Genomic DNA, 18,379 nt, shown 5'->3' on the forward strand with positions numbered 1-18,379 from the left:
GCCGAGGCGTTAGCAGCTAAAGGGGCCAGGCTCGCGCCAAATTTTCCGGTTGCTCTTTGCATATGTTTGCATTGTTCGAATAACGGCGAACCCGTTCTGTCGTTCAGCCGACCACGCGCAGCAGAGCGGCGGCAGCAAGATCGCCGATGCGCGACAGGTACAGCGTGCCCATGTCGGAGTAGAAGCGATAGGGGTCTTCGCTGGCAAGTACGAGCAAGCCGAAACAGGCGCCGCCGAAGCCCTGCTCGCGCAGCGGAATTTGCGTCAGGGAACGGATCGGTGTGCTGCGTTCGCCGAACCACAACGCGGCCTCCTGGCCCTCCACCGGGCCGCAGTAGGGATGTTGCAGACTGTTTACGACCAGCTTGATGGCGTCGGATACGGGCTGAAACTCTTCCGCCGTTTCCGCATCGCCCGCGGCGATGCCCCACAGGCGCACCGCGACGCAAGGCACGGTAAAGGCGCCCGTCAAGTGGGTATACAGGGCGCCGACCGCACGCGACATGTCGTTGGCGCCTTGCAGGTCAACCGCAAGGCGGTGCACCTTCTCGGCGATGATGTCGTTTTCCTCGCCGAAACCGATCAACTCGCCGAGCTTGCCTTCGAGCAGCTTCGCCTTGTCGCGCAGCAGGCCGACCTGGCGTTCGACCAGCGATACCGCGCTGGCGCCATGCGTGTTGGAAAAATTCATCTCGGCCAGCAGTTCGGCATGGTCGATGAAGAAATCGGGATGGGCATGCAAAAAGCTGGCAACTTCGTCGGCGTTCATAGTTCCTCCGGGAGTTCGATTTCACCTTCAAATACGTTAGTGGCGGGGCCAGTCATCAATACCGGCTGGCCCGGCCCGTTCCAGGCGATGGACAATGCGCCGCCGCGCATGCTGACGCGCACCGGCGAGTCGAGCAGGCCGCGCCGGATGCCTGCTACCACGGCGGCGCAGGCGCCCGTGCCGCAGGCTAGGGTTTCGCCGGCGCCGCGCTCATACACGCGCAGACGAATGGCATGGCGGTCGACCACCTGCATGAAGCCGGCATTCACGCGTTGCGGAAAGTACTCGTGCGACTCGATCATCGCCCCCTCGACCGCGACCGGCGCGGTATTGACATCACTCACCACCTGCACCGCATGCGGGTTGCCCATCGACACCACGCTGATGTCGATATCATGCGCGCCCAGCCGTAGCGGCTGCACCGCGGCATCCGAGTCGCTGATGAAAGGGATCTCGTTCGGCGCAAAGCGCGGTACGCCCATGTCGACCGTGACCTCGCCATTGTCTTCGAGGCGTGGCGCAATGATGCCGGAGCGCGTTTCCACCTTTATTTCACGCTTGTTCGTCAGCCCATGATCGACCACGTAGCGCACGAAACAGCGCGCGCCGTTGCCGCACTGTTCGACCTCGCCGCCGTCGGCATTGAAAATCCGGTAGCGGAAATCGATGCCGGGCAAAGTCGCTTTCTCGACGACGAGGATCTGATCGCAGCCGACGCCGAAATGGCGGTCGGCAAGATAGCGCGCCTGTGCCGGGTTCGGCACGAAGCGCTGGCTGATGGCGTCGAGCACGACGAAGTCGTTGCCCAGGCCGTGCATTTTGGTGAAGCGGATCTTCATTACACCCTCGCCGGTGTGGCGCGGAAAAAGCCACATTGTTGAGCTTCCCCTCCCTTCCTCCCCCTCCAAGAGGGGGAGGTGACTAATTGCCCCCGCCCTTGGGGCGGGGGATAGGGGGTGGGCCCACTTATTCCCTTAGGGATTGCTGGCCTGAACTTGTTCATGCCAGCAATCCCTGGTCACGCAGCGTGCAGCGATCCATGACCACCGTCATGCCCACCGCTTGTGCGCGCAGCGCGGCCGCTTCATTGATCACACCGTCCTGCAGCCAGAGGTTCTTCACGCCTAGCGCGATGCAATCGTCGACGATGGCATCGACCGCCGCGGGCTGGCGGAATACGTCGACGAGATCGGGCACCTCGGGCAAATCGGCGACGCGGGCATAGGCTGTTTCGCCGAGGCCTTCGCTGATTGCCGGCCGTACCGGAATGATGCGATAACCGCGCGCCTGCAGGGCCGCCGCGACACGATGGCTCGGCCGCTCCGGCCTGGGCGAATAGCCGACGATGGCGATGGTCTTCACCTTTTGCAACAGGCTGCGGATTTCGGTGAGAGGAGGATTGGTAAACATCGGATCATGGTAACCGCTGACGCCCCGGACAATGGCGCGAGACACGGCTCAATAAACCCCTTTTTCTCCGGGCGGCCGCGTCTTGAAACGCTTGTGCGACCACAAATACTGCTCGGGCATTTTCATTACCTCGGCTTCGATGAAAGCGCTCATGCGGCTTGTATCGGCTTCCAGGCTTTCGCCCGGATAGTTTTCCCAGGGCGGCAGCAGCGTGATGTCATAGCCATCTTGCGTCATGCGCGCGATGCAGGGCACGACCCTGGCGCGGGACAACCGTGCCAGCCGCGATACGCCGGTAATCGTGGCCGTGGGTACGCCGAAGAAAGGCACGAAAACGGCATCCTTGGCGCCGAAATCCAGGTCCGGCAGATAGAAAAACGGGAAACCCTCCCTGAGCGCCTTGAGCACGCGGCGCATGCCGTCCTGGCGCGAGAGCAGCAGGGGCTGGTTGAAGCGCATCCGTCCGGCGTGAAACTGCGCGTCGAAGTAGGGATTTTTCAGGCGTGAATAGACGCTGATCGCCGGCGTTGCCATCGACACTACTACGCCGGCGGCATCGAGACCGATGAAGTGCGGCACCAGCATAATGGTCGGTTTGCCTGATGCGTCCTTGAGATGTTCCCGGCCATTCAGCCGGATCAGGCGTTCAAGGCGTTGCCGGGACGACCACCAGAAATAAGCGCGATCAAGCGTCGAACAGGCGAAGGCAATGAAATGGCGGCGCGCGATGGAACGGCGCCAGGACTCGTTCCGCTGCGGAAAGCACAGGCGCAGATTGGTCATCACAATCCGCCGCCGCTGTGGAATGGCGAAATAGAGCGCGAGGCCGAGCGCGGTGCCGCAAGCCCGCGTCACGCGCAGCGGTAGCCAGTGCAGCAGCCACATCAATGCCAGCGCCAGGTAGCTCAACAAGGCGGTCATGGCGGAGGCTCGGCTCCGGCCGGTACCTTGTAGCGGTTGTAGTTCCACGCGTATTGCTGCGGACATTCGCGGACTAGGGTTTCAATGGCGCGGTTGATTGCGGCAGCGTTTTCTTGCAGCGTGCCGGTAAGCAACTCCGTAAACGGTCGCACCTTGATGTGAAAGCCGGCTCCCCGCGGCAGGCGCTCGGCGTAAATCAGCAGCACTGTGGTGTCGCTGGCGGCCAGCCGCGCGGCGAGCGTCATGGTATAGGCCGGCTTGCCAAAGAACGGCGCCCAGACGCCTTCGCCGTTGCCCGGCACCTGGTCGGGCAGGATGCCGATCGCTTCGCGTGCGCGCAAAGTCCTCATCAGCGCACGTACTCCCGATATGTCCGCCGTGGCCAGGCGGAAATTCGCACCGCGCCCTTTTTCAAGCAATGGCATCAGCCAGTCCTGTTTCGGCCGGCGGTACATCACGGTGAGCGGTTCTTTCACGGCATAGTATTGCGCGGTGATTTCGAAACAGCCCAGGTGTGGCGTGAAAAACACAATGCCCTTTTTGCGCTCAAGCGCATTGTCGACATGGTGCCATCCGCTGACTGTGACCACCTTGGCGACGATTTCCTGCTGCGGACGCAACCACAGCCAGGGCAGTTCCATCATCGTGCGGCCCGCCTCGATCATCACGCGCCATGGTGAAACCTGTTGCGCCAGGCCGGCGATGGCGAGGTTCTGCCGGATGTAGCGACGGCTGCGCTCCGAAAGGACGTAGGCCACGACGCCGAGTGCGGTACCGAACGCATGCAACACGCGCAGCGGCAGATAACCCAACAACCTGAACAGGAGCTCCATTAACGTGAAAAAGTAGAAACAGCGCTTGTTGTGATATCGAGCGCAGCGAGCTGATTGGCAGCCCCGCCCTGGGGCGGGGAATGGGGGTGGGGGGCGTTCAATTTGCCTTTACGCATTTTCATCCTCGGGTGTGGAGCTGGCGACCATACGCGTTAGGGGGACGTCGTCTTGCATCGAATAGAGCGGAAGTGTAGATTATCGCCTTCCGCCGAGTTAAATAGACAACTTGCGAGGCGGAGAAGACCGCAAATATGCCGTCGGAAAACAAATATCGCTAAAGCGTCGGCTGCTCGATTCCCCAGGAGCCTGTCACGCGGGCCAGATTATTGTTGGGGAACATTTAAGGAGCAGTCTCCATGTCTGAATATTTTTTTACCTCCGAATCGGTATCCGAAGGCCATCCTGACAAGGTCGCCGACCAGATTTCCGACGCCATTCTCGACGCCATCCTGGCGCAGGACAAACATTCGCGTGTTGCCGCCGAAACGCTGTGCAATACCGGTCTTGTCGTGCTCGCCGGTGAAATCACCACCGGCGCCAACGTCGATTACATCCACGTCGCGCGCGAGACCATCAGGGGCATCGGCTACGACAACACCGAATACGGCATCGACTACAAGGGTTGCGCCGTGCTGGTGGCCTATGACAAGCAGTCGCCCGACATCGCACAGGGCGTCAACAAGGCCTATGACGACAATCTTGATCAGGGCGCCGGCGACCAGGGCCTGATGTTCGGCTATGCCTGCGACGAAACCCCGGTGCTGATGCCGCTGCCGATCTATCTGTCGCACCGTCTGATGGAGCGACAGTCGCAACTGCGCAAGAACGGCGTACTGCCCTGGCTGCGTCCCGACGCCAAATCGCAGGTCACCATTCGCTATCAGGACGGCAAGGCGGTCGCCATCGATACCGTAGTAGTATCCACGCAGCATGCACCGGAAATGTCCGACGGCCCGAAAATGAAGCAAGCGGCAATCGACGCCGTGATCGAGGAAATCATCAAGCCGGTGCTGCCCAAGGAACTCATCAAGAACGGTATCAAGTATCTGGTCAATCCCACCGGCCGCTTCGTGGTCGGCGGCCCGCAGGGCGATTGCGGCCTCACCGGGCGCAAGATCATCGTCGATACCTACGGCGGCGCAGCACCGCACGGCGGCGGCGCGTTCTCGGGCAAGGACCCGTCCAAGGTGGACCGTTCCGCCGCCTATGCGGCGCGTTATGTGGCCAAGAACATCGTCGCGGCCGGACTCGCCAGCAAGTGCCAGGTACAGATTTCCTATGCCATTGGCGTTTCGCAGCCGACCAGCGTGTGGGTGACCACGCAAGGTACCGGCAAGGTTTCCGACGAGAAGATCGCCGAACTGGTGAAGAAGCATTTCGACCTGCGCCCGAAGAGCATCGTCAACATGCTCGACCTGCTGCGCCCGATCTACCAGAAGACCGCCGCCTACGGCCACTTTGGCCGCGAGGACGCGGATTTCACTTGGGAAAATACCGACAAGGCGTCGGCACTACGTGCCGACGCTGGTCTGTAAGGCCAGCGCGTAGCGCCTTGTCGGTATTTCGTCGTAGGCTCACCTTGCGCAGCAAGGTTAAGCGGGGCGTCAGCCCCACGGCCGGAGACAAAGCTGCATGGCAGCCGCATGTAACGCGGCTGCGCCTTGCTTTCTTATGGAGCCTTGGGTTCCTTGAAACTTGCCCCGGACTTGTTGGCCATGTAAACAATCGCCCGGGCCAATTCGGTATCGGTGGCATCGGAACCGCCGCGCGGGGGCATGGCGTTCTTGCCGGCCAGCGCCGACTTCAACAAGCCATCGAGACCTAGTGCGATGCGCGGCCCCCAGGCGGCGCTGTCACCGATCTTCGGCGCACCGCCGGCGCCAGTCATGTGGCAGGCGCCACAAACTGCCTGCACTATCTGTTCGCCGCTACGGCTGCCGCTGGTGGCGCCTGCCGCCGCCAGTTCAACTTTGGCCACTGGCTGGATCCGGGCATTTACTTCTTCCTCGTCGACCTGTTTCGAATCGCGACTGATCACGACGGCCAATGTGACGAGAATGGCGACGACGACAACGGTGCCGGCGATGAGGGGAACTAGTTTGAATTTGTGTTCGTCGGACATGGTGTTTCCTCTGCAAGCAGGAAAGGCGGTAGCGGAAGCGGGTGATTATAGTAGCGAATCTGCCTTGCTCCACTTTGCTTGCTTGATGGACGGACCACGGGAAAAGCGCTATTCTTCGCGCCCTCGCGCTCGTAGCTCAATGGATAGAGTACTGGCCTCCGAAGCCAGGGGTTGTGGGTTCGATCCCCGCCGAGCGCGCCAAATCCCTTGTCCCGCAAGACATTACGGGACTTGTTGAAACCCGGGTCCGTGACGCAGATTCAGGATTTTCTGGAGCGAGAAAAGAAGGATCAAGCAGCAGGCTCTGAATACACTCAGGTCGACACGAAACGTCCGCAGGCAAATTTACGAAAACGAGTTGAAAAAACGCTTGGCGGCAATTGAAGCTCAGGTTCAAGCCGACATCGGCGAGATCGATCAGGTCATTGCATCAGCAAAATCATCCTGCAATCAGGATATCGGCGCTCTGAATCAGGAGTTGGACTCGGCATTGAAGACACGTGGCGTGGACACTGCCTCGCTTGAAAAACTACAGAAGGCAGAAGGAGAAATCGGAGGCGCAAGGGAAGTTACAGAAAGCCCGATCCAATGAGGCGAAGGTACCCACTTCTGGAACACGAGCGTGGGCTTGTACCCGAGGTCATCGTCGTCGAAGCCGAACCGCTGTCCTAACCGCGCTCGCCGGTGAGCATAAAAAGTGTGGCTTGAGGTGTGCACGCCGCTGCCGCTGGCGATGACATCCTGTGATCGCCGCGGCCAGCCGTTTCGTTTCTTCGACGGCGACTAGGTCGTGTATGACGACTGCTGCAATCGCATCATGGATGGCAAACATCCGTACTGGTCATGGGGGACTGTACACGCCTACAATGTACAGACGAACCGCAAGACGCGTATCAAGCGGGTACGCGAGGTGGCGGGTGGATACAGCATGAAAGTCAACGATTCGGGGATCTATGAGAAATACCCGACCATCACTGCCATCCAGCGCCTGGGGGGATGACCCTACATTTTCTCTTTTCGAATATGGATATACCAATGAGCAACTTCATCGTTAGTAAAGTGGCGGTACTCGGCGCCGGCGTCATGGGCGCGCAGATCGCCGCTCATTGCGCGAATGCCGACGTGCCGGTGCTGCTGTTCGACCTCGCCGGCAAGGACGAGCCCAACGGCATTGTCAGGAAGGCGCTCGACGGCCTCAAGAAGCTGGAGCCTTCGCCGCTGGCGGCGAAGGACCGCGTCGCCTACATTGACGCTGCCAACTACGACCAGCACCTCGATCAGCTCAAGGGCTGCGACCTCATCATCGAGGCCATCGCCGAAAAGATGGAGTGGAAGGAAGACCTGTACCGCAAGATCGCGCCGCACGTCGCGCCGCACGCGATCATCGCATCCAACACCTCGGGTCTGTCGATCAACCATCTGGCCTCGGTGCTGCCCGAAGCTTTGCGCACGCGCTTCTGCGGCATCCACTTTTTCAACCCGCCGCGCTACATGCATCTGGTCGAACTCATCGCGACCAGGCAGACGGGAGCGGCGTTGCTCGACAACCTCGAATCCTGGCTGGTGACGCGCCTCGGCAAAGGCATCGTGCGCGCCAAGGACACGCCCAACTTCGTCGCCAACCGCGTCGGCGTGTTCTCGATTCTGGCCGTGATGCATCACACGCAGCGCCTGGGCCTGGGCTTCGACGAGGTCGATGCGTTGACCGGCCCGAAGATCGGTCGCCCCAAGAGCGCCACCTATCGCACCGCCGATGTGGTCGGTTTGGACACCATGGCGCACGTGATCAAGACCATGCAGGACACGCTGCCGAACGATCCCTGGCACGGCTACTACGCCGCGCCGGTGTGGCTGGCGGCCTTGATCGGCAAGGGCGCGCTGGGCCAGAAGACCAGGTGCGGCATTTTTCGCAAGGCGGGCAAGGAGATTCAGGTGCTCGACCTTGCGGTGCAGGACTATCGCGCTGCGACGGGCGCCGTCGCCCCCGAAGTCGACGCCATCCTGAAGATCAAAAACCCGGCCGAGAAGTTCGCTGCGCTGCGCGCCTCGCCGCATCCTCAGGCGCAGTTCATGTGGGCGATCTTCCGCGATGTGTTCCATTACTGTGCCTACCATCTGGCCGACATCGCCGACAACGCGCGCGATATCGACTTCGCCATGCGCTGGGGCTTCGGCTGGAGCCAGGGGCCGTTCGAGACCTGGCAGTCGGCTGGTTGGAAAGCCGTCGCCGCAGCGGTCAAAGCTGACATTGACGCCGGCAAGGCCATGTGCAACGCGCCGCTGCCGGACTGGGTGTTCGAGCTTGAGGGCGTGCATGCCGCAACGGGTTCGTACTCGGCGGCCGACAAGGTGCTGAAGGGCCGCTCCCAGCTACCCGTCTATCAACGCCAGATTTTCCCCGAGCAGGTTTTTGGCGCCGCGCAGATCGCACCCGCCAAGGCCGGCGAGACGCTGTTCGAGAACGCCGGCGTGCGCCTGTGGTGCCTGCCCGTGGTCGATGCCGGCATCGCCATTCTTTCCTTTAAAACCAGGATGCATACGCTGGGACGCGACGTCATCGTCGGCCTGCGCCAAGCCATCGCCTACGCCGAGCAGCACTGCCAGGGTGTCGTCATCTGGCACGAGGCTCCGTTCGCCGTCGGCGCCAACCTGCAGGAAATCGCCCAGGCCGTCGAGGCCGGCCAGTTCGATCTGCTCGACAAGTTCGTCGCCGAATTCCAGCAGGCGTCGATGACATTAAAATATGCCAAAGTGCCGGTCGTCGCTGCCGTCAGCGGCATGGCGCTGGGCGGCGGCTGCGAGTTCCCGATGCATTGCGCCCGCCGCGTGCTGGCGCTGGAGTCTTACATCGGCCTGGTCGAGGCCGGTGTCGGCCTGATCCCGGCGGGAGGCGGCTGCAAGGAATTCGCCCTGCGCGCCGCGCGCAATGCCGCCAGGACCGCGAACAACGTGCCCTTCGATTTCATCCAGCCGGTGTTCACTACCATCGCCATGGCCAACGTCTCGAAGAGCGCGTTGAATGCCCGCGAACTGGGCTTCGCCGATGAGGCCGACGTCGTGATCTTCAACCCGGACGAGCTGCTCTACGTCGCGTTGCATCAGGCGCGCGGACTGGCGGAGACCGGTTACCAGCCGCCGCTGCCGGCGCGCAACATCCCGGTCTGCGGCCGCACCGGCATCGCCACGCTGGAGATGATGTTGGTCAACATGAAGGAGGGCGGCATGATCTCCGCGCACGACTATGTCGTCGCCAAGGCTGCCGCCACGGCGCTGTGCGGCGGCGACATCGAGGCCGGCAGCCTGGTCGACGAGAACTGGCTGCTGACCGTGGAGCGCAAGCTCTTCATCGAGCTGCTGAAGAATGAAAAGACCCAAGCCCGCATCGTCCACATGCTGGAAACGGGAAAGCCGCTGCGCAACTGAGAAACGCAAAGGACATCGAAATGAGCAAACAGATTCAAGACGCCTACATCGTCGCCGCCACGCGCCTGCCGGTGGCCAAGCGCCGCGGCATGTTCAGGAACGTGCGTCCCGACGACATGCTGGCCCACGCCATCCGCTCCGTCATGGCGCAGGCGCCGGGACTCGATCCGGCGCTGATCGGCGATGTCATCGTCGGCTGCGCCATGCCGGAAGCCGAGCAGGGCATGAACGTCGCCCGCATCGGTCTCTTGCTGGCGGGCCTGCCCAATACCGTGCCGGGCATGACCATCAACCGCTTTTGCTCCTCGGGCGTGCAGGCCGTGGCCGACGCGGCGGCGCGCATCCGCCTCGGTGAAGCCGATGTCATGATCGCCGCCGGTACCGAGTCGATGACGGTGATGCCGCAGATGATGGGCAACAAGATCGCCATCAATCCGGCCTTCTTCGAGAAGGACGAGAACCTTGCCATCGCCTACGGCATGGGCCTTACCGCCGAGAAGGTGGCGCAGCAATGGAAAGTGACGCGCGACGAGCAGGATGCCTTCGCCGTGCACAGCCACCAGAAGGCGGTGGCCGCGATTGCCGCCGGCAAATTCAAGGCCGAGATTTCGCCTTACGCGTTTGCCGAGCACCTGCCCGACTTGAAGAGCGGCGCGGTGAAACTCAAGCAGCGCAGCGCCGACACCGACGAAGGCCCGCGCCCGGAGAGCAGCCTGGCCGATCTCGCCAAGCTGCGCCCAGTGTTTGCGGCCAGGGGCTCGGTGACGGCGGGCAACAGCTCGCAGATGTCGGACGGCGCGGCGGCGGTCTTGCTGGTCAGCGAAAAGATGTTGAAGCAGTTCAACCTGGCGCCGCTGGCACGCTTCGCCGGCTACGTGGTGGCCGGCGTGCCGCCCGAGATCATGGGCATCGGCCCGATCGAGGCGATTCCGCGTGCGCTCAAGCAGGCCGGCATTGCCAAGTCGGACCTCGACTGGATCGAGTTGAACGAAGCCTTCGCCGCGCAGGCGCTGGCGGTGATCAAGACGCTCGAACTCGACCCGGCCAAGGTCAATCCGCTTGGTGGCGCCATTGCGCTGGGCCACCCGCTCGGCGCCACCGGCGCGATACGCACCGCCACCGTCGTCCATGCGCTGCAACGCGAGAAGCTCAAGTACGGCATGGTGACGATGTGCATCGGCACCGGCATGGGCGCCGCGGGCGTGTTCGAGCGCACCTGAGTCCAGGGATTCCCATCCAGGCCGGCGAGCGCTGGCCCGGCTACTTTTCCGTCATTTGATTATCCTGAGGCTGACATTCCAATGAGTTATCGTTTGCGGATGGCATCCCGTTGCATGAGTTCAGTGGAGCTTTACTGTCGAAGAATTGTATATGCCTGACGCCGATTACCCGCCCGAGCAAGATGCGATATGACATTGACGCCGCTTTACATAAGTACCGCGGCTGCTATGATTTCCTTAGAACTCCGATAACGGCTGGATGCTCTGGCGTCTCGGCTACCCCTGATACGCGACAATATGAGAGATACAACAAATGAATGCCTCCATCGCCTATCGACCTATACCGCAAACCATCATTTCCTCCATTGGCTGCTACGTTCTGGAAGCTTTTAATCCGCCCCCAGTCAATGCTGATTCTGCGGCGGTTCAGGTCATGACGGACCTTTCCCGGGTGCCTTCCGCGACTATTGCAGGCGATGCCACTCTTGATCTGGCCAACCAGTCCATGATCTTGCGCAGCGTACGCCTGCTGCTGGTGGTAGGGGAGGCAAGCAAGATTGTCGGGGTGATCACGTCCAACGACATACTTGGGGAAAAACCTGTGCTGGTGGCCCAAAATCGCCATTGCAGGCGAAGCGACCTATGCGTTGCCGATGTCATGGTGCCGGTGAAAAGCATGGAGGCATTGCGCATCGAGGACGTAACGAAGGCTTCCGTCGGCAACATCGTGGCCACCCTGAAGGCCGTTGGCCGCGCCCACGCACTCGTCGTAGGGCAGCGCGAAGATGGCAAGCAGTCTCTGCTGGGTATTTTCTCGGCCTCGCAGATCGCCCGTCAGTTAGGCGTGCAAATCCAAACCTATGAAGTGGCAAGAACCTTCGCTGAAATCGAAGCACTGATTGCGGGAATTTGAATCCGCTTCAGGCCCGCTTCGCACCTCCGCCGGCACCGCTGCGCTGGCATGGATGCAATTTCAGGCTGAATCGTGCGCGTCACCCTTCCTATTTCAAAAGCGGGTGATTTGCCGGAAGCTGTTTTGAATACCAGATGGCAAGCTTGTGGCGCAGGGTTTTTTCGGCAACCTGATCTTCAGGCAGGGGCTGGATGACTTTGTCATGGACCAGCAATCTGTAGATGTAAAGCAGCTTCTCGCTTGCCGAGTCCGTCGGCTCAAACTCGACGACACCCCGTCCTTCGGCATACTCTACACCCGCGAGCAGGGCGGCCTTGAACAGCTCGTTTTCATGTTTCATTTTCTTCATTGCAACACCTCCAGTTTCAGACCGCCGGTACCGAAAGGTTCCACGGCAAAAGAATGAGGAAAGTATAGGCTACATGGTAGAGTCACTTTTCCTGAGACTGCATTCCTCGCGCGTTTGTCCGGCATGAGATTCCAAGAGCCTGCTCTTCACAGCACCCGAGGCGAAGCTGCTGTTCGCGCGCTGCTGCTCGCGCTGGCCATTCTGCTGGCGGCTTGCAGTCCGGAATCCGCGCACTTCAATGCCACCGATGTCACCGGTGGCGACTGGGGCCGTGATTTTCGTCTTGCCGATGCAAGCGGCAAGACGCGCCAGCTGGCCGATTTCAAGGGCAAGGCGGTGGTGATTTTCTTCGGCTATGTGCAGTGCCCCGACGTTTGCCCGACCACCATGAACAAGCTGCGCGAAGTGATGGAGGCTTTGGGCGGCGAAGCGGATCGCGTCCAGGTGCTGTTCGTCACGCTTGATCCCGAGCGCGATACGCCAGAACTGCTGGCGCAATACGTGTCCGCCTTCGACGCGCGGTTTCTCGGCCTTTACGGCGATCCCGACAAGACGGCCGCGATGGCGAAAGACTTCAGGGTTTTCTATCAGAAGCAGGCGGGATCAAAACCCGGCCGCTATACGATCGATCACACGGCGGGACTTTATATCTATGATCCGCAGGGCCGCCTGCGATTGTTCGTGGCCAGCGACGAAGAGGCGGCGAAGATCGCCGCCGACCTCAGGCAGCTTTTGGCGGGACGCTGACTCTGCTCGCAACTGATGAACCTGAAAGCCTCATTTGAACCACGGCGACACGGCGGGCATGACCAAAGGAAATAACCAGCGGGAATCCCTGTGGTATCCCCGTGGGACGGCGAAAAATCAAGAGTTTGCCAATGGACTTCATTTCACCCAATGGGCGAGGGCCGCACGCCTCCCATGCTCCGTGTTTTCGCCGTGTTTGCCGTGGTGAACTGCTTTTTCCAGGATGAATCTTGCCAGCCGGGCTAGCCGAACCGTAAATACGAATGGCATAACACTTGTCGAGACCGTCAGGAAGTGTCATGATTGGAAAAATTTCATCGGTCTATGTCATTGATGACCGCTGAAGTTGTTGTACCCGAACCGTTGCATCAACGCGTGGCGGTTTGTCGGGCTTCGAGATCGAAGCGTGTCGGCGTTTGAAAACGGAGGTTCAGGGGTGCGGGCAAGATTCCTGTCGTTGGAGTTCTCGCGATGAGCGCGACGATCGGAACCCCGCTACTGCTCGCTTATGCAGCGGTGATGTGCACCTTGTTGTCAGGCGCCGTTTCCCTGCTGGCCGTGCGCCGCCATCCGGGCTTCCTGCATTTCGGTTCCTTCCTGTTTCTTTTCCTCTCCGGCGCCACCAGCATCGGAGCCGGGATATGGACGCTCCTCGCCAAGCTCACCGTCATCGACCGATTCGCGCTCGGCTTGCCGTGGCTCGACTGGCATGTACGGATCGATCCACTTTCCGGTCTTTTCCTGGTGCTGCTCGGCACGCTGGTGGTCGCGGTTTCGTTCTATGGCCCCGGCTACACGCGCGAGTTCGCGCGGGGCGAGGCAGCGCAGCCCCTGCCCCCGCTTGGCGTGTTCACCGCGCTCTTCGTGCTCGGCATGCAGATGCTGCTGCTCGCCGATGATGCCCTGGTGTTCATGATCTTCTGGGAAATGATGTCGCTGAGCGGCTATTTTCTCGTGGTCTATCAGCACCAGCATGCTGCCAACCGTCAGGCCGCTTTCCTATACCTGTTGCTCGCACACGTAGGCGCGCTGGTCATCCTGCTTTCCTTCGGCGTGCTCGCAGCCTTTGGCGGTGGTCTCACCTTCGACCAGATGCGCGCAGCCAATCTGACGCCACTGTGGGCGACGCTCGCTTTCGGCTGCGCTTTCCTCGGCTTCGGCATCAAGTCGGGCATGGTGCCGCTGCATGTGTGGCTGCCGGATGCGCATCCCGTTGCGCCGTCGCACATCTCGGCCCTGATGAGCGGAGCCATGATCAAGATGGGCATCTACGGCATTGTGCGCGTGAGCTACGATCTGATCGGCGACGTGCGCTGGGAATGGGGGATGGTCGTGCTCATCGTCGGCACCGCCTCGTCTTTGCTCGGTGTGCTCTACGCGCTGATGCAGCACGATCTCAAGCGCCTGCTCGCCTACCACTCGATCGAGAACATCGGCATCATCCTGATGGGCCTCGGGCTGTCGATGATTTTTTTCGGCAGCGGGTATCGCATGCTCGGCACGCTCGGGCTGGTGGCGGCGCTCTACCATACGCTAAACCACGCGCTGTTCAAGGCCTTGCTGTTCCTCGGTGCCGGCGCGGTGCTGCACCGTACGCACGAGCGCGACCTTGATCGCATGGGCGGACTCATCCATCGCATGCCGGTCACCGCGCTCTTCTTTCTCGTCGGCTGCGTTGCGATCTCGGCGCTGCCGCCTTTCAATGGCTTCGTATCCGAGTGGCTGACCTTCCAGACGGCGTTGCAGGCCCCCGTGCTGCAGGATGGTCTGTTGCGCACCATGATTCCCATCGCGGCGGCGCTGCTGGCGCTCACCGGGGCGCTGGCGGCGGCCTGTTTCGTCAAGGCCTTCGGCATTGCCTTCCTCGGCAAACCACGCACGCGCCGCGTCGGCCGCGCACGCGAGGTTCCGCCTGGCATGCTGGTTGGGATGGGGCTGCTGGCGACATTGTGCCTGCTGCTCGGCGTGTTTCCGACCACGGTGATCGAAACCATGGCGCCCATCACCCAGCTCCTGGTGCGTGACGCGCTGCCTTCCGCGGCGGCGCAAGGCTGGTTGTGGCTGACCCCGATTTCGCCCCAGGTGGCCTCGTACTCCGCGCCCTTTGTGGTGGTCGCCATCGTCGTGGTGTTCGTCTTCGGCTTTCTGTTCCTCAAGCGTGGCGCCGTTCCGGCGCGCAGAACCGACGCCTGGGACTGCGGCTTCGGCCATCTGACGCAGCGCATGCAATACACCTCGACCGCTTTCAGCCAGCCGATCCGGCGCGTTTTCGTCGGGGTATGGAAGGTCGAGGAGCACATCGACAGCCTCGCCGGCGAGGGGCAGATTCCACGCGTGACGAGCCTGCATTACAGCGTGCACACCCACGACTGGGCGTGGCTCAAGTGCTACGTTCCGATCGGACGCATGGTGCTCGCCGCGGCGAATCGCATCGGTTTCATCCAGACCGGCAACATCCATACCTATCTGAAATTCTCCTTCGTCACGCTGCTGGTGTTCCTATGGATCGTGAGCTGACGGCCTGGATGCTTGCCGCAGGGCAGACACTGCTGTTCATCGCCGTCGCGCCACTGCTCGCCGGCTGGTTGCAACGCGTCAAATGTCATATGCAGAACCGCGCCGCGCCGCCACTCTGGCAGCCCTACCGCAACCTGGCCAAGCTGCTGCGCAAGAACATGGTCATTGCCGAGAACGCCTCCTGGCTGTTCCGCGTCGTTCCCTACATCGTCTTCAGCGCGATGTTGCTCGCCGCTGCCGTGGTTCCACTCGTTGCCGTGCACCTGCCGACGGCCGCGATTGCCGACATGATCGTGCTGGTCGGTTTTTTTGCCCTGGCGCGTTTCTTCACCGCGCTGGCCGGCCTTGACATCGGCACTGCCTTCGGCGGCATGGGTGCCTCGCGCGAAATGATGGTATCTGCGCTGGCCGAACCGGCCATGCTCATGGCGGTGTTTACGTTATCGATGACCGCGACCACAACCAACCTGTCCGTAGCGACGGGGTACATTCTGCAAGCCGGACTGGTGCTGCGGCCATCGTTCCTGTTCGCGCTGCTGGCGCTGGCCATGGTGGCAGTAGCCGAGACCAGCCGCATTCCGGTGGACAACCCCGCCACCCATCTCGAACTCACCATGCTGCACGAGGCCATGATCCTCGAGTATGGCGGGCGCCACCTGGCGCTGATCGAGTGGGCTTCGCAAATCAAGCTGATGATCTACGCGGTGCTGATCATTGATTTCTTCGTCCCTTTGGGCATCGCGACCGACTTCAGCGCCATGGCCCTGGCGGCAGGCGTCGTTGCCGTGATGGCGAAACTGATGCTGCTGGCCGTGTTGTTGGTGGTGTGGGAGACCGTGCTTGCCAAGATGCGCCTGTTTCGCGTGCCGCAGTTTCTCGGCTTCGCCTTCATGCTCTCGTTGCTCGCCATGCTCACCCACGTGGTGCTGGAGACCGGCTAAATGGAATTTGCCTCTCTTGGTCTCTACAGCCAGGCGATTATTCTGTTCGCAGCGCTGGCCTTGTTCACCTCGTTCATCATGCTTGCCCAGGCACGCATGATGCCGCTGATTTTTACCTTCGCCTGGCAGGGCTTGTTGCTCGCAATGGTGTCGGTGCTAACGGCCATTGCGTCCAAACATCCCGAACTCTACGTTTCAGCGGCGCTCACGTTCATCCTCAAGGTGGTGCTGATCCCATGGTTGCTCTACCGCCTCAGCATCAAGCTCAACATGCAATACGATGCCGAGGCGATCGAGCACCCGACACTGCTGCTGCTCGGCGGCGTGGTTCTGGTGATCTTCAGCTATTTCGTGGCGCAGTCGATCATCCATCTGTCGGGGTTGGCGACGCGGAATACCATTGCCGTGAGCATCGCCATCGAGCTGCTCGGCATGCTGCTGATGTGCGTGCGCAAGTCTGCGGTGGCGCAGGTGATCGGCTTCATGTCGATGGAAAGCGGGATATTCTTTGCTGCTGTGGTATCCACCTACGGCATGCCGCTGATCGTTGAACTGGGCGTGGCCTTCGACATCCTCGTCGCGGCGATCCTGTTCGGCGTCTTTTTCTTCCATTTGAAAGACTCGTTTGGATCACTCAACGTCGGCCAGTTCAACCGCCTGTCGGAGGCGAATCAGCCCATGCCGCTGCGTGACGCGGCCGCTGAGTCTTCTTCGGGAGATCCCTCGTGACGCTGACGCTGCTCGAAGTCACCCTGCTGGTCCCGCTCCTTGGCGGTCTGCTGCTGGCAATCGTCGGCCACCGTCCGATCGCCGGCTGGATCAACGTGGCGGTCGGCGTGGTGACTTTCGGCGCCGCGCTCACCATGGCGCTGGAAGTCTTCGAAAACGGGCCGCAACTGTCCCCCAGCCGCATGTTTTACGTAGATGCCTTCAATGTTTACCTGGTGGTACTGACCGCATTTGTCGGCCTGACGACATCGATTTTTTCACGCCCCTACATGCGCCACGAAGTCGAGCGCGGGCGCGTCACCGACAAGCGCTTGCGTCTGTATCACGCGATGTACCAGTGTTTCCTGTTCTCGATGCTGCTCGCGCTGTCGACCAACAATCTCGGCGTGCTGTGGGTGTCCATGGAGTTGGCCACCCTGACCACTGTTCTGCTGGTTTCCCTGTACCGCACGCCGGAGGCGATCGAGGCCGCGTGGAAGTATTTCATTCTTTGTGGCGTCGGCATCGCCCAGGCCCTGTTCGGAACCGTGCTGATTTATTTCGCCGCCGAAAGCAAACTTGGCGGCGCGCGCGATGACACACTGCTATGGACTGTGCTGCATAGCGCGGCAAGCAGCGGCCTGGACCCGGCGGTGATCACGCTGGCCTTCGTCTTCCTGCTGGTCGGCTACGGCACCAAGGTCGGTCTGGTGCCGCTGCATAACTGGCTGCCGGATGCCCACTCCGAAGGCCCGACGCCGATGTCCGCCGTGCTCTCCGGCCTGCTGCTCAATGTCGCGCTGTATGCCCTGGTGCGCGTCAAGATGCTGGTGGATGCCTCGCTGCACACTCACCTCGCCGGCCATCTGATGATGGGCTTCGGCCTGCTGTCGTTCACCGTCGCCGGCCTGTTCCTGCACCGCCAGCACGATGTCAAGCGCATGTTCAGCTATTCCTCCATCGAGCACATGGGGTTGATCACCTTCGGTTTCGGCATCGGCGCGCCGCTCGCCACCTTCGGCGCGCTGCTGCACATGACCGTGCACTCGCTCACCAAGTCCGCCATCTTCATCACCGTCGGCCATGCCTGCCAACTGGCGGGCACGCAGCGTATCGACCAGATCCGCGGCCTGATCCGCACCCAGCCCGCAATCGGCTGGGGGCTGCTGCTCGGCACGGTGGCGATCGCCGGTTTTCCGCCGTTCGGCGTGTTCATCAGCGAGTTCCTGCTGCTGATGGCTACCATGAAGACCTGGCCGTGGCTGACGATTCCGCTGCTGGTCGGCTTCGGCGTCGCCTTCGCGGGGCTGTTCCGTCACCTGCAAAGAATGGTCTTCGGCGAGCCGCCACCGGGACAGAAGCCGGTTGAGGCCAACATGCTGCCGGTGGTGGTGCATTTGTTCTTCGTGCTTTGGCTCGGACTGACGATCCCCGGCTTTCTCTCGCGCTGGTTCGAGCAAGCCACCGTGCTTATCTCCGGGGCTTCGCCTCTATGACACCGCAGGA

Annotated in this window: 18 protein-coding genes and 1 tRNA gene; 12 read left to right on the forward strand and 7 right to left on the reverse strand. The window is 61.4% G+C overall.

Going from position 1 to position 18,379, the window contains the following annotated elements; all coding sequences use genetic code 11:
• Positions 1 to 103 precede the first annotated feature (103 nt).
• The 5 genes from K5E80_RS11810 to K5E80_RS11830 form a co-directional block, all read right to left on the reverse strand.
• Positions 104 to 769, reverse strand: a complete 666-nt coding sequence (locus tag K5E80_RS11810; protein ID WP_220636344.1) for a DUF484 family protein — start codon at positions 767 to 769, stop codon at positions 104 to 106.
• Complete coding sequence (gene dapF / locus K5E80_RS11815) at positions 766 to 1,608, reverse strand: diaminopimelate epimerase (RefSeq protein WP_220637316.1); 843 nt, start codon at positions 1,606 to 1,608, stop codon at positions 766 to 768. The genes K5E80_RS11810 and dapF overlap by 4 nt, the downstream gene beginning before the upstream one ends.
• Before the next feature lie 160 nt (positions 1,609 to 1,768).
• Positions 1,769 to 2,224, reverse strand: a complete 456-nt coding sequence (locus tag K5E80_RS11820) for a CoA-binding protein (RefSeq protein ID WP_343213246.1) — start codon at positions 2,222 to 2,224, stop codon at positions 1,769 to 1,771.
• A 3-nt stretch (positions 2,225 to 2,227) separates the two neighbouring features.
• Positions 2,228 to 3,100, reverse strand: coding sequence for a lysophospholipid acyltransferase family protein (locus K5E80_RS11825; RefSeq protein ID WP_246590962.1), 873 nt, complete (start codon positions 3,098 to 3,100; stop codon positions 2,228 to 2,230).
• Positions 3,097 to 3,933: a lysophospholipid acyltransferase family protein gene (locus K5E80_RS11830; RefSeq protein ID WP_220636345.1), complete on the reverse strand. Its 837-nt coding sequence runs from the start codon at positions 3,931 to 3,933 to the stop codon at positions 3,097 to 3,099. The genes K5E80_RS11825 and K5E80_RS11830 overlap by 4 nt, the downstream gene beginning before the upstream one ends.
• 356 nt (positions 3,934 to 4,289) lie before the next feature.
• Between K5E80_RS11830 and metK the strand changes: the two genes are divergently transcribed.
• Complete coding sequence (gene metK / locus K5E80_RS11835; protein ID WP_220636346.1) at positions 4,290 to 5,468, forward strand: methionine adenosyltransferase; 1,179 nt, start codon at positions 4,290 to 4,292, stop codon at positions 5,466 to 5,468.
• 134 nt (positions 5,469 to 5,602) lie between these two features.
• Here the strand turns inward: metK and K5E80_RS11840 are convergent, their stop codons facing one another.
• The gene (locus tag K5E80_RS11840) at positions 5,603 to 6,055 is read right to left on the reverse strand and encodes a c-type cytochrome (RefSeq protein WP_220636347.1); all 453 of its coding nucleotides are present in this window, start codon (positions 6,053 to 6,055) and stop codon (positions 5,603 to 5,605) included.
• Between the two features lie 125 nt (positions 6,056 to 6,180).
• Here K5E80_RS11840 and K5E80_RS11845 point away from each other — a divergent pair.
• The 6 genes from K5E80_RS11845 (at position 6,181) to K5E80_RS11870 (ending at position 11,611) form a co-directional block, all read left to right on the forward strand.
• Positions 6,181 to 6,256: transfer RNA gene (locus K5E80_RS11845), tRNA-Arg, on the forward strand.
• Between the two features lie 157 nt (positions 6,257 to 6,413).
• Positions 6,414 to 6,647 carry a hypothetical protein gene (locus K5E80_RS11850; RefSeq protein WP_220636348.1) on the forward strand — a complete coding sequence of 78 codons (234 nt, stop codon included), beginning with the start codon at positions 6,414 to 6,416 and terminating at the stop codon, positions 6,645 to 6,647.
• Positions 6,648 to 6,845: 198 nt separating this feature from the next.
• Positions 6,846 to 7,055 (forward strand): hypothetical protein, encoded by a 210-nt coding sequence (locus K5E80_RS11855; protein WP_220636349.1) that lies wholly within the window; start codon positions 6,846 to 6,848, stop codon positions 7,053 to 7,055.
• A 35-nt stretch (positions 7,056 to 7,090) separates the two neighbouring features.
• Positions 7,091 to 9,478: a 3-hydroxyacyl-CoA dehydrogenase/enoyl-CoA hydratase family protein gene (locus K5E80_RS11860; RefSeq protein WP_220635629.1), complete on the forward strand. Its 2,388-nt coding sequence runs from the start codon at positions 7,091 to 7,093 to the stop codon at positions 9,476 to 9,478.
• Between the two features lie 20 nt (positions 9,479 to 9,498).
• Complete coding sequence (locus K5E80_RS11865; RefSeq protein WP_220636350.1) at positions 9,499 to 10,698, forward strand: acetyl-CoA C-acyltransferase; 1,200 nt, start codon at positions 9,499 to 9,501, stop codon at positions 10,696 to 10,698.
• A gap of 313 nt (positions 10,699 to 11,011) precedes the next feature.
• Positions 11,012 to 11,611: a CBS domain-containing protein gene (locus tag K5E80_RS11870; RefSeq protein WP_220636351.1), complete on the forward strand. Its 600-nt coding sequence runs from the start codon at positions 11,012 to 11,014 to the stop codon at positions 11,609 to 11,611.
• An 88-nt stretch (positions 11,612 to 11,699) separates the two neighbouring features.
• Here the strand turns inward: K5E80_RS11870 and K5E80_RS11875 are convergent, their stop codons facing one another.
• A complete protein-coding gene (locus K5E80_RS11875) occupies positions 11,700 to 11,960 on the reverse strand; it encodes a DUF5062 family protein (protein ID WP_220636352.1) in 261 nt (86 codons plus the stop codon).
• Positions 11,961 to 12,083: 123 nt separating this feature from the next.
• Between K5E80_RS11875 and K5E80_RS11880 the strand changes: the two genes are divergently transcribed.
• The 5 genes from K5E80_RS11880 (at position 12,084) to K5E80_RS11900 (ending at position 18,369) form a co-directional block, all read left to right on the forward strand.
• Positions 12,084 to 12,707 (forward strand): SCO family protein, encoded by a 624-nt coding sequence (locus K5E80_RS11880; protein ID WP_220636353.1) that lies wholly within the window; start codon positions 12,084 to 12,086, stop codon positions 12,705 to 12,707.
• A gap of 471 nt (positions 12,708 to 13,178) precedes the next feature.
• Complete coding sequence (hyfB, locus tag K5E80_RS11885) at positions 13,179 to 15,224, forward strand: hydrogenase 4 subunit B (RefSeq protein ID WP_220636354.1); 2,046 nt, start codon at positions 13,179 to 13,181, stop codon at positions 15,222 to 15,224.
• Complete coding sequence (locus K5E80_RS11890; protein ID WP_246590964.1) at positions 15,209 to 16,165, forward strand: respiratory chain complex I subunit 1 family protein; 957 nt, start codon at positions 15,209 to 15,211, stop codon at positions 16,163 to 16,165. Before hyfB ends, K5E80_RS11890 begins: the two co-directional genes overlap by 16 nt.
• The gene (locus K5E80_RS11895) at positions 16,166 to 16,894 is read left to right on the forward strand and encodes a formate hydrogenlyase (protein ID WP_220636355.1); all 729 of its coding nucleotides are present in this window, start codon (positions 16,166 to 16,168) and stop codon (positions 16,892 to 16,894) included. It begins immediately after the preceding gene.
• On the forward strand, positions 16,891 to 18,369 hold the full coding sequence (locus K5E80_RS11900) for a hydrogenase 4 subunit F (protein ID WP_246590965.1): 1,479 nt from the start codon (positions 16,891 to 16,893) through the stop codon (positions 18,367 to 18,369). Before K5E80_RS11895 ends, K5E80_RS11900 begins: the two co-directional genes overlap by 4 nt.
• Positions 18,370 to 18,379 lie beyond the last annotated feature (10 nt).

Origin of the sequence: Georgfuchsia toluolica (assembly GCF_907163265.1) — a bacterium.
Classification (GTDB): domain Bacteria; phylum Pseudomonadota; class Gammaproteobacteria; order Burkholderiales; family Rhodocyclaceae; genus Georgfuchsia; species Georgfuchsia toluolica.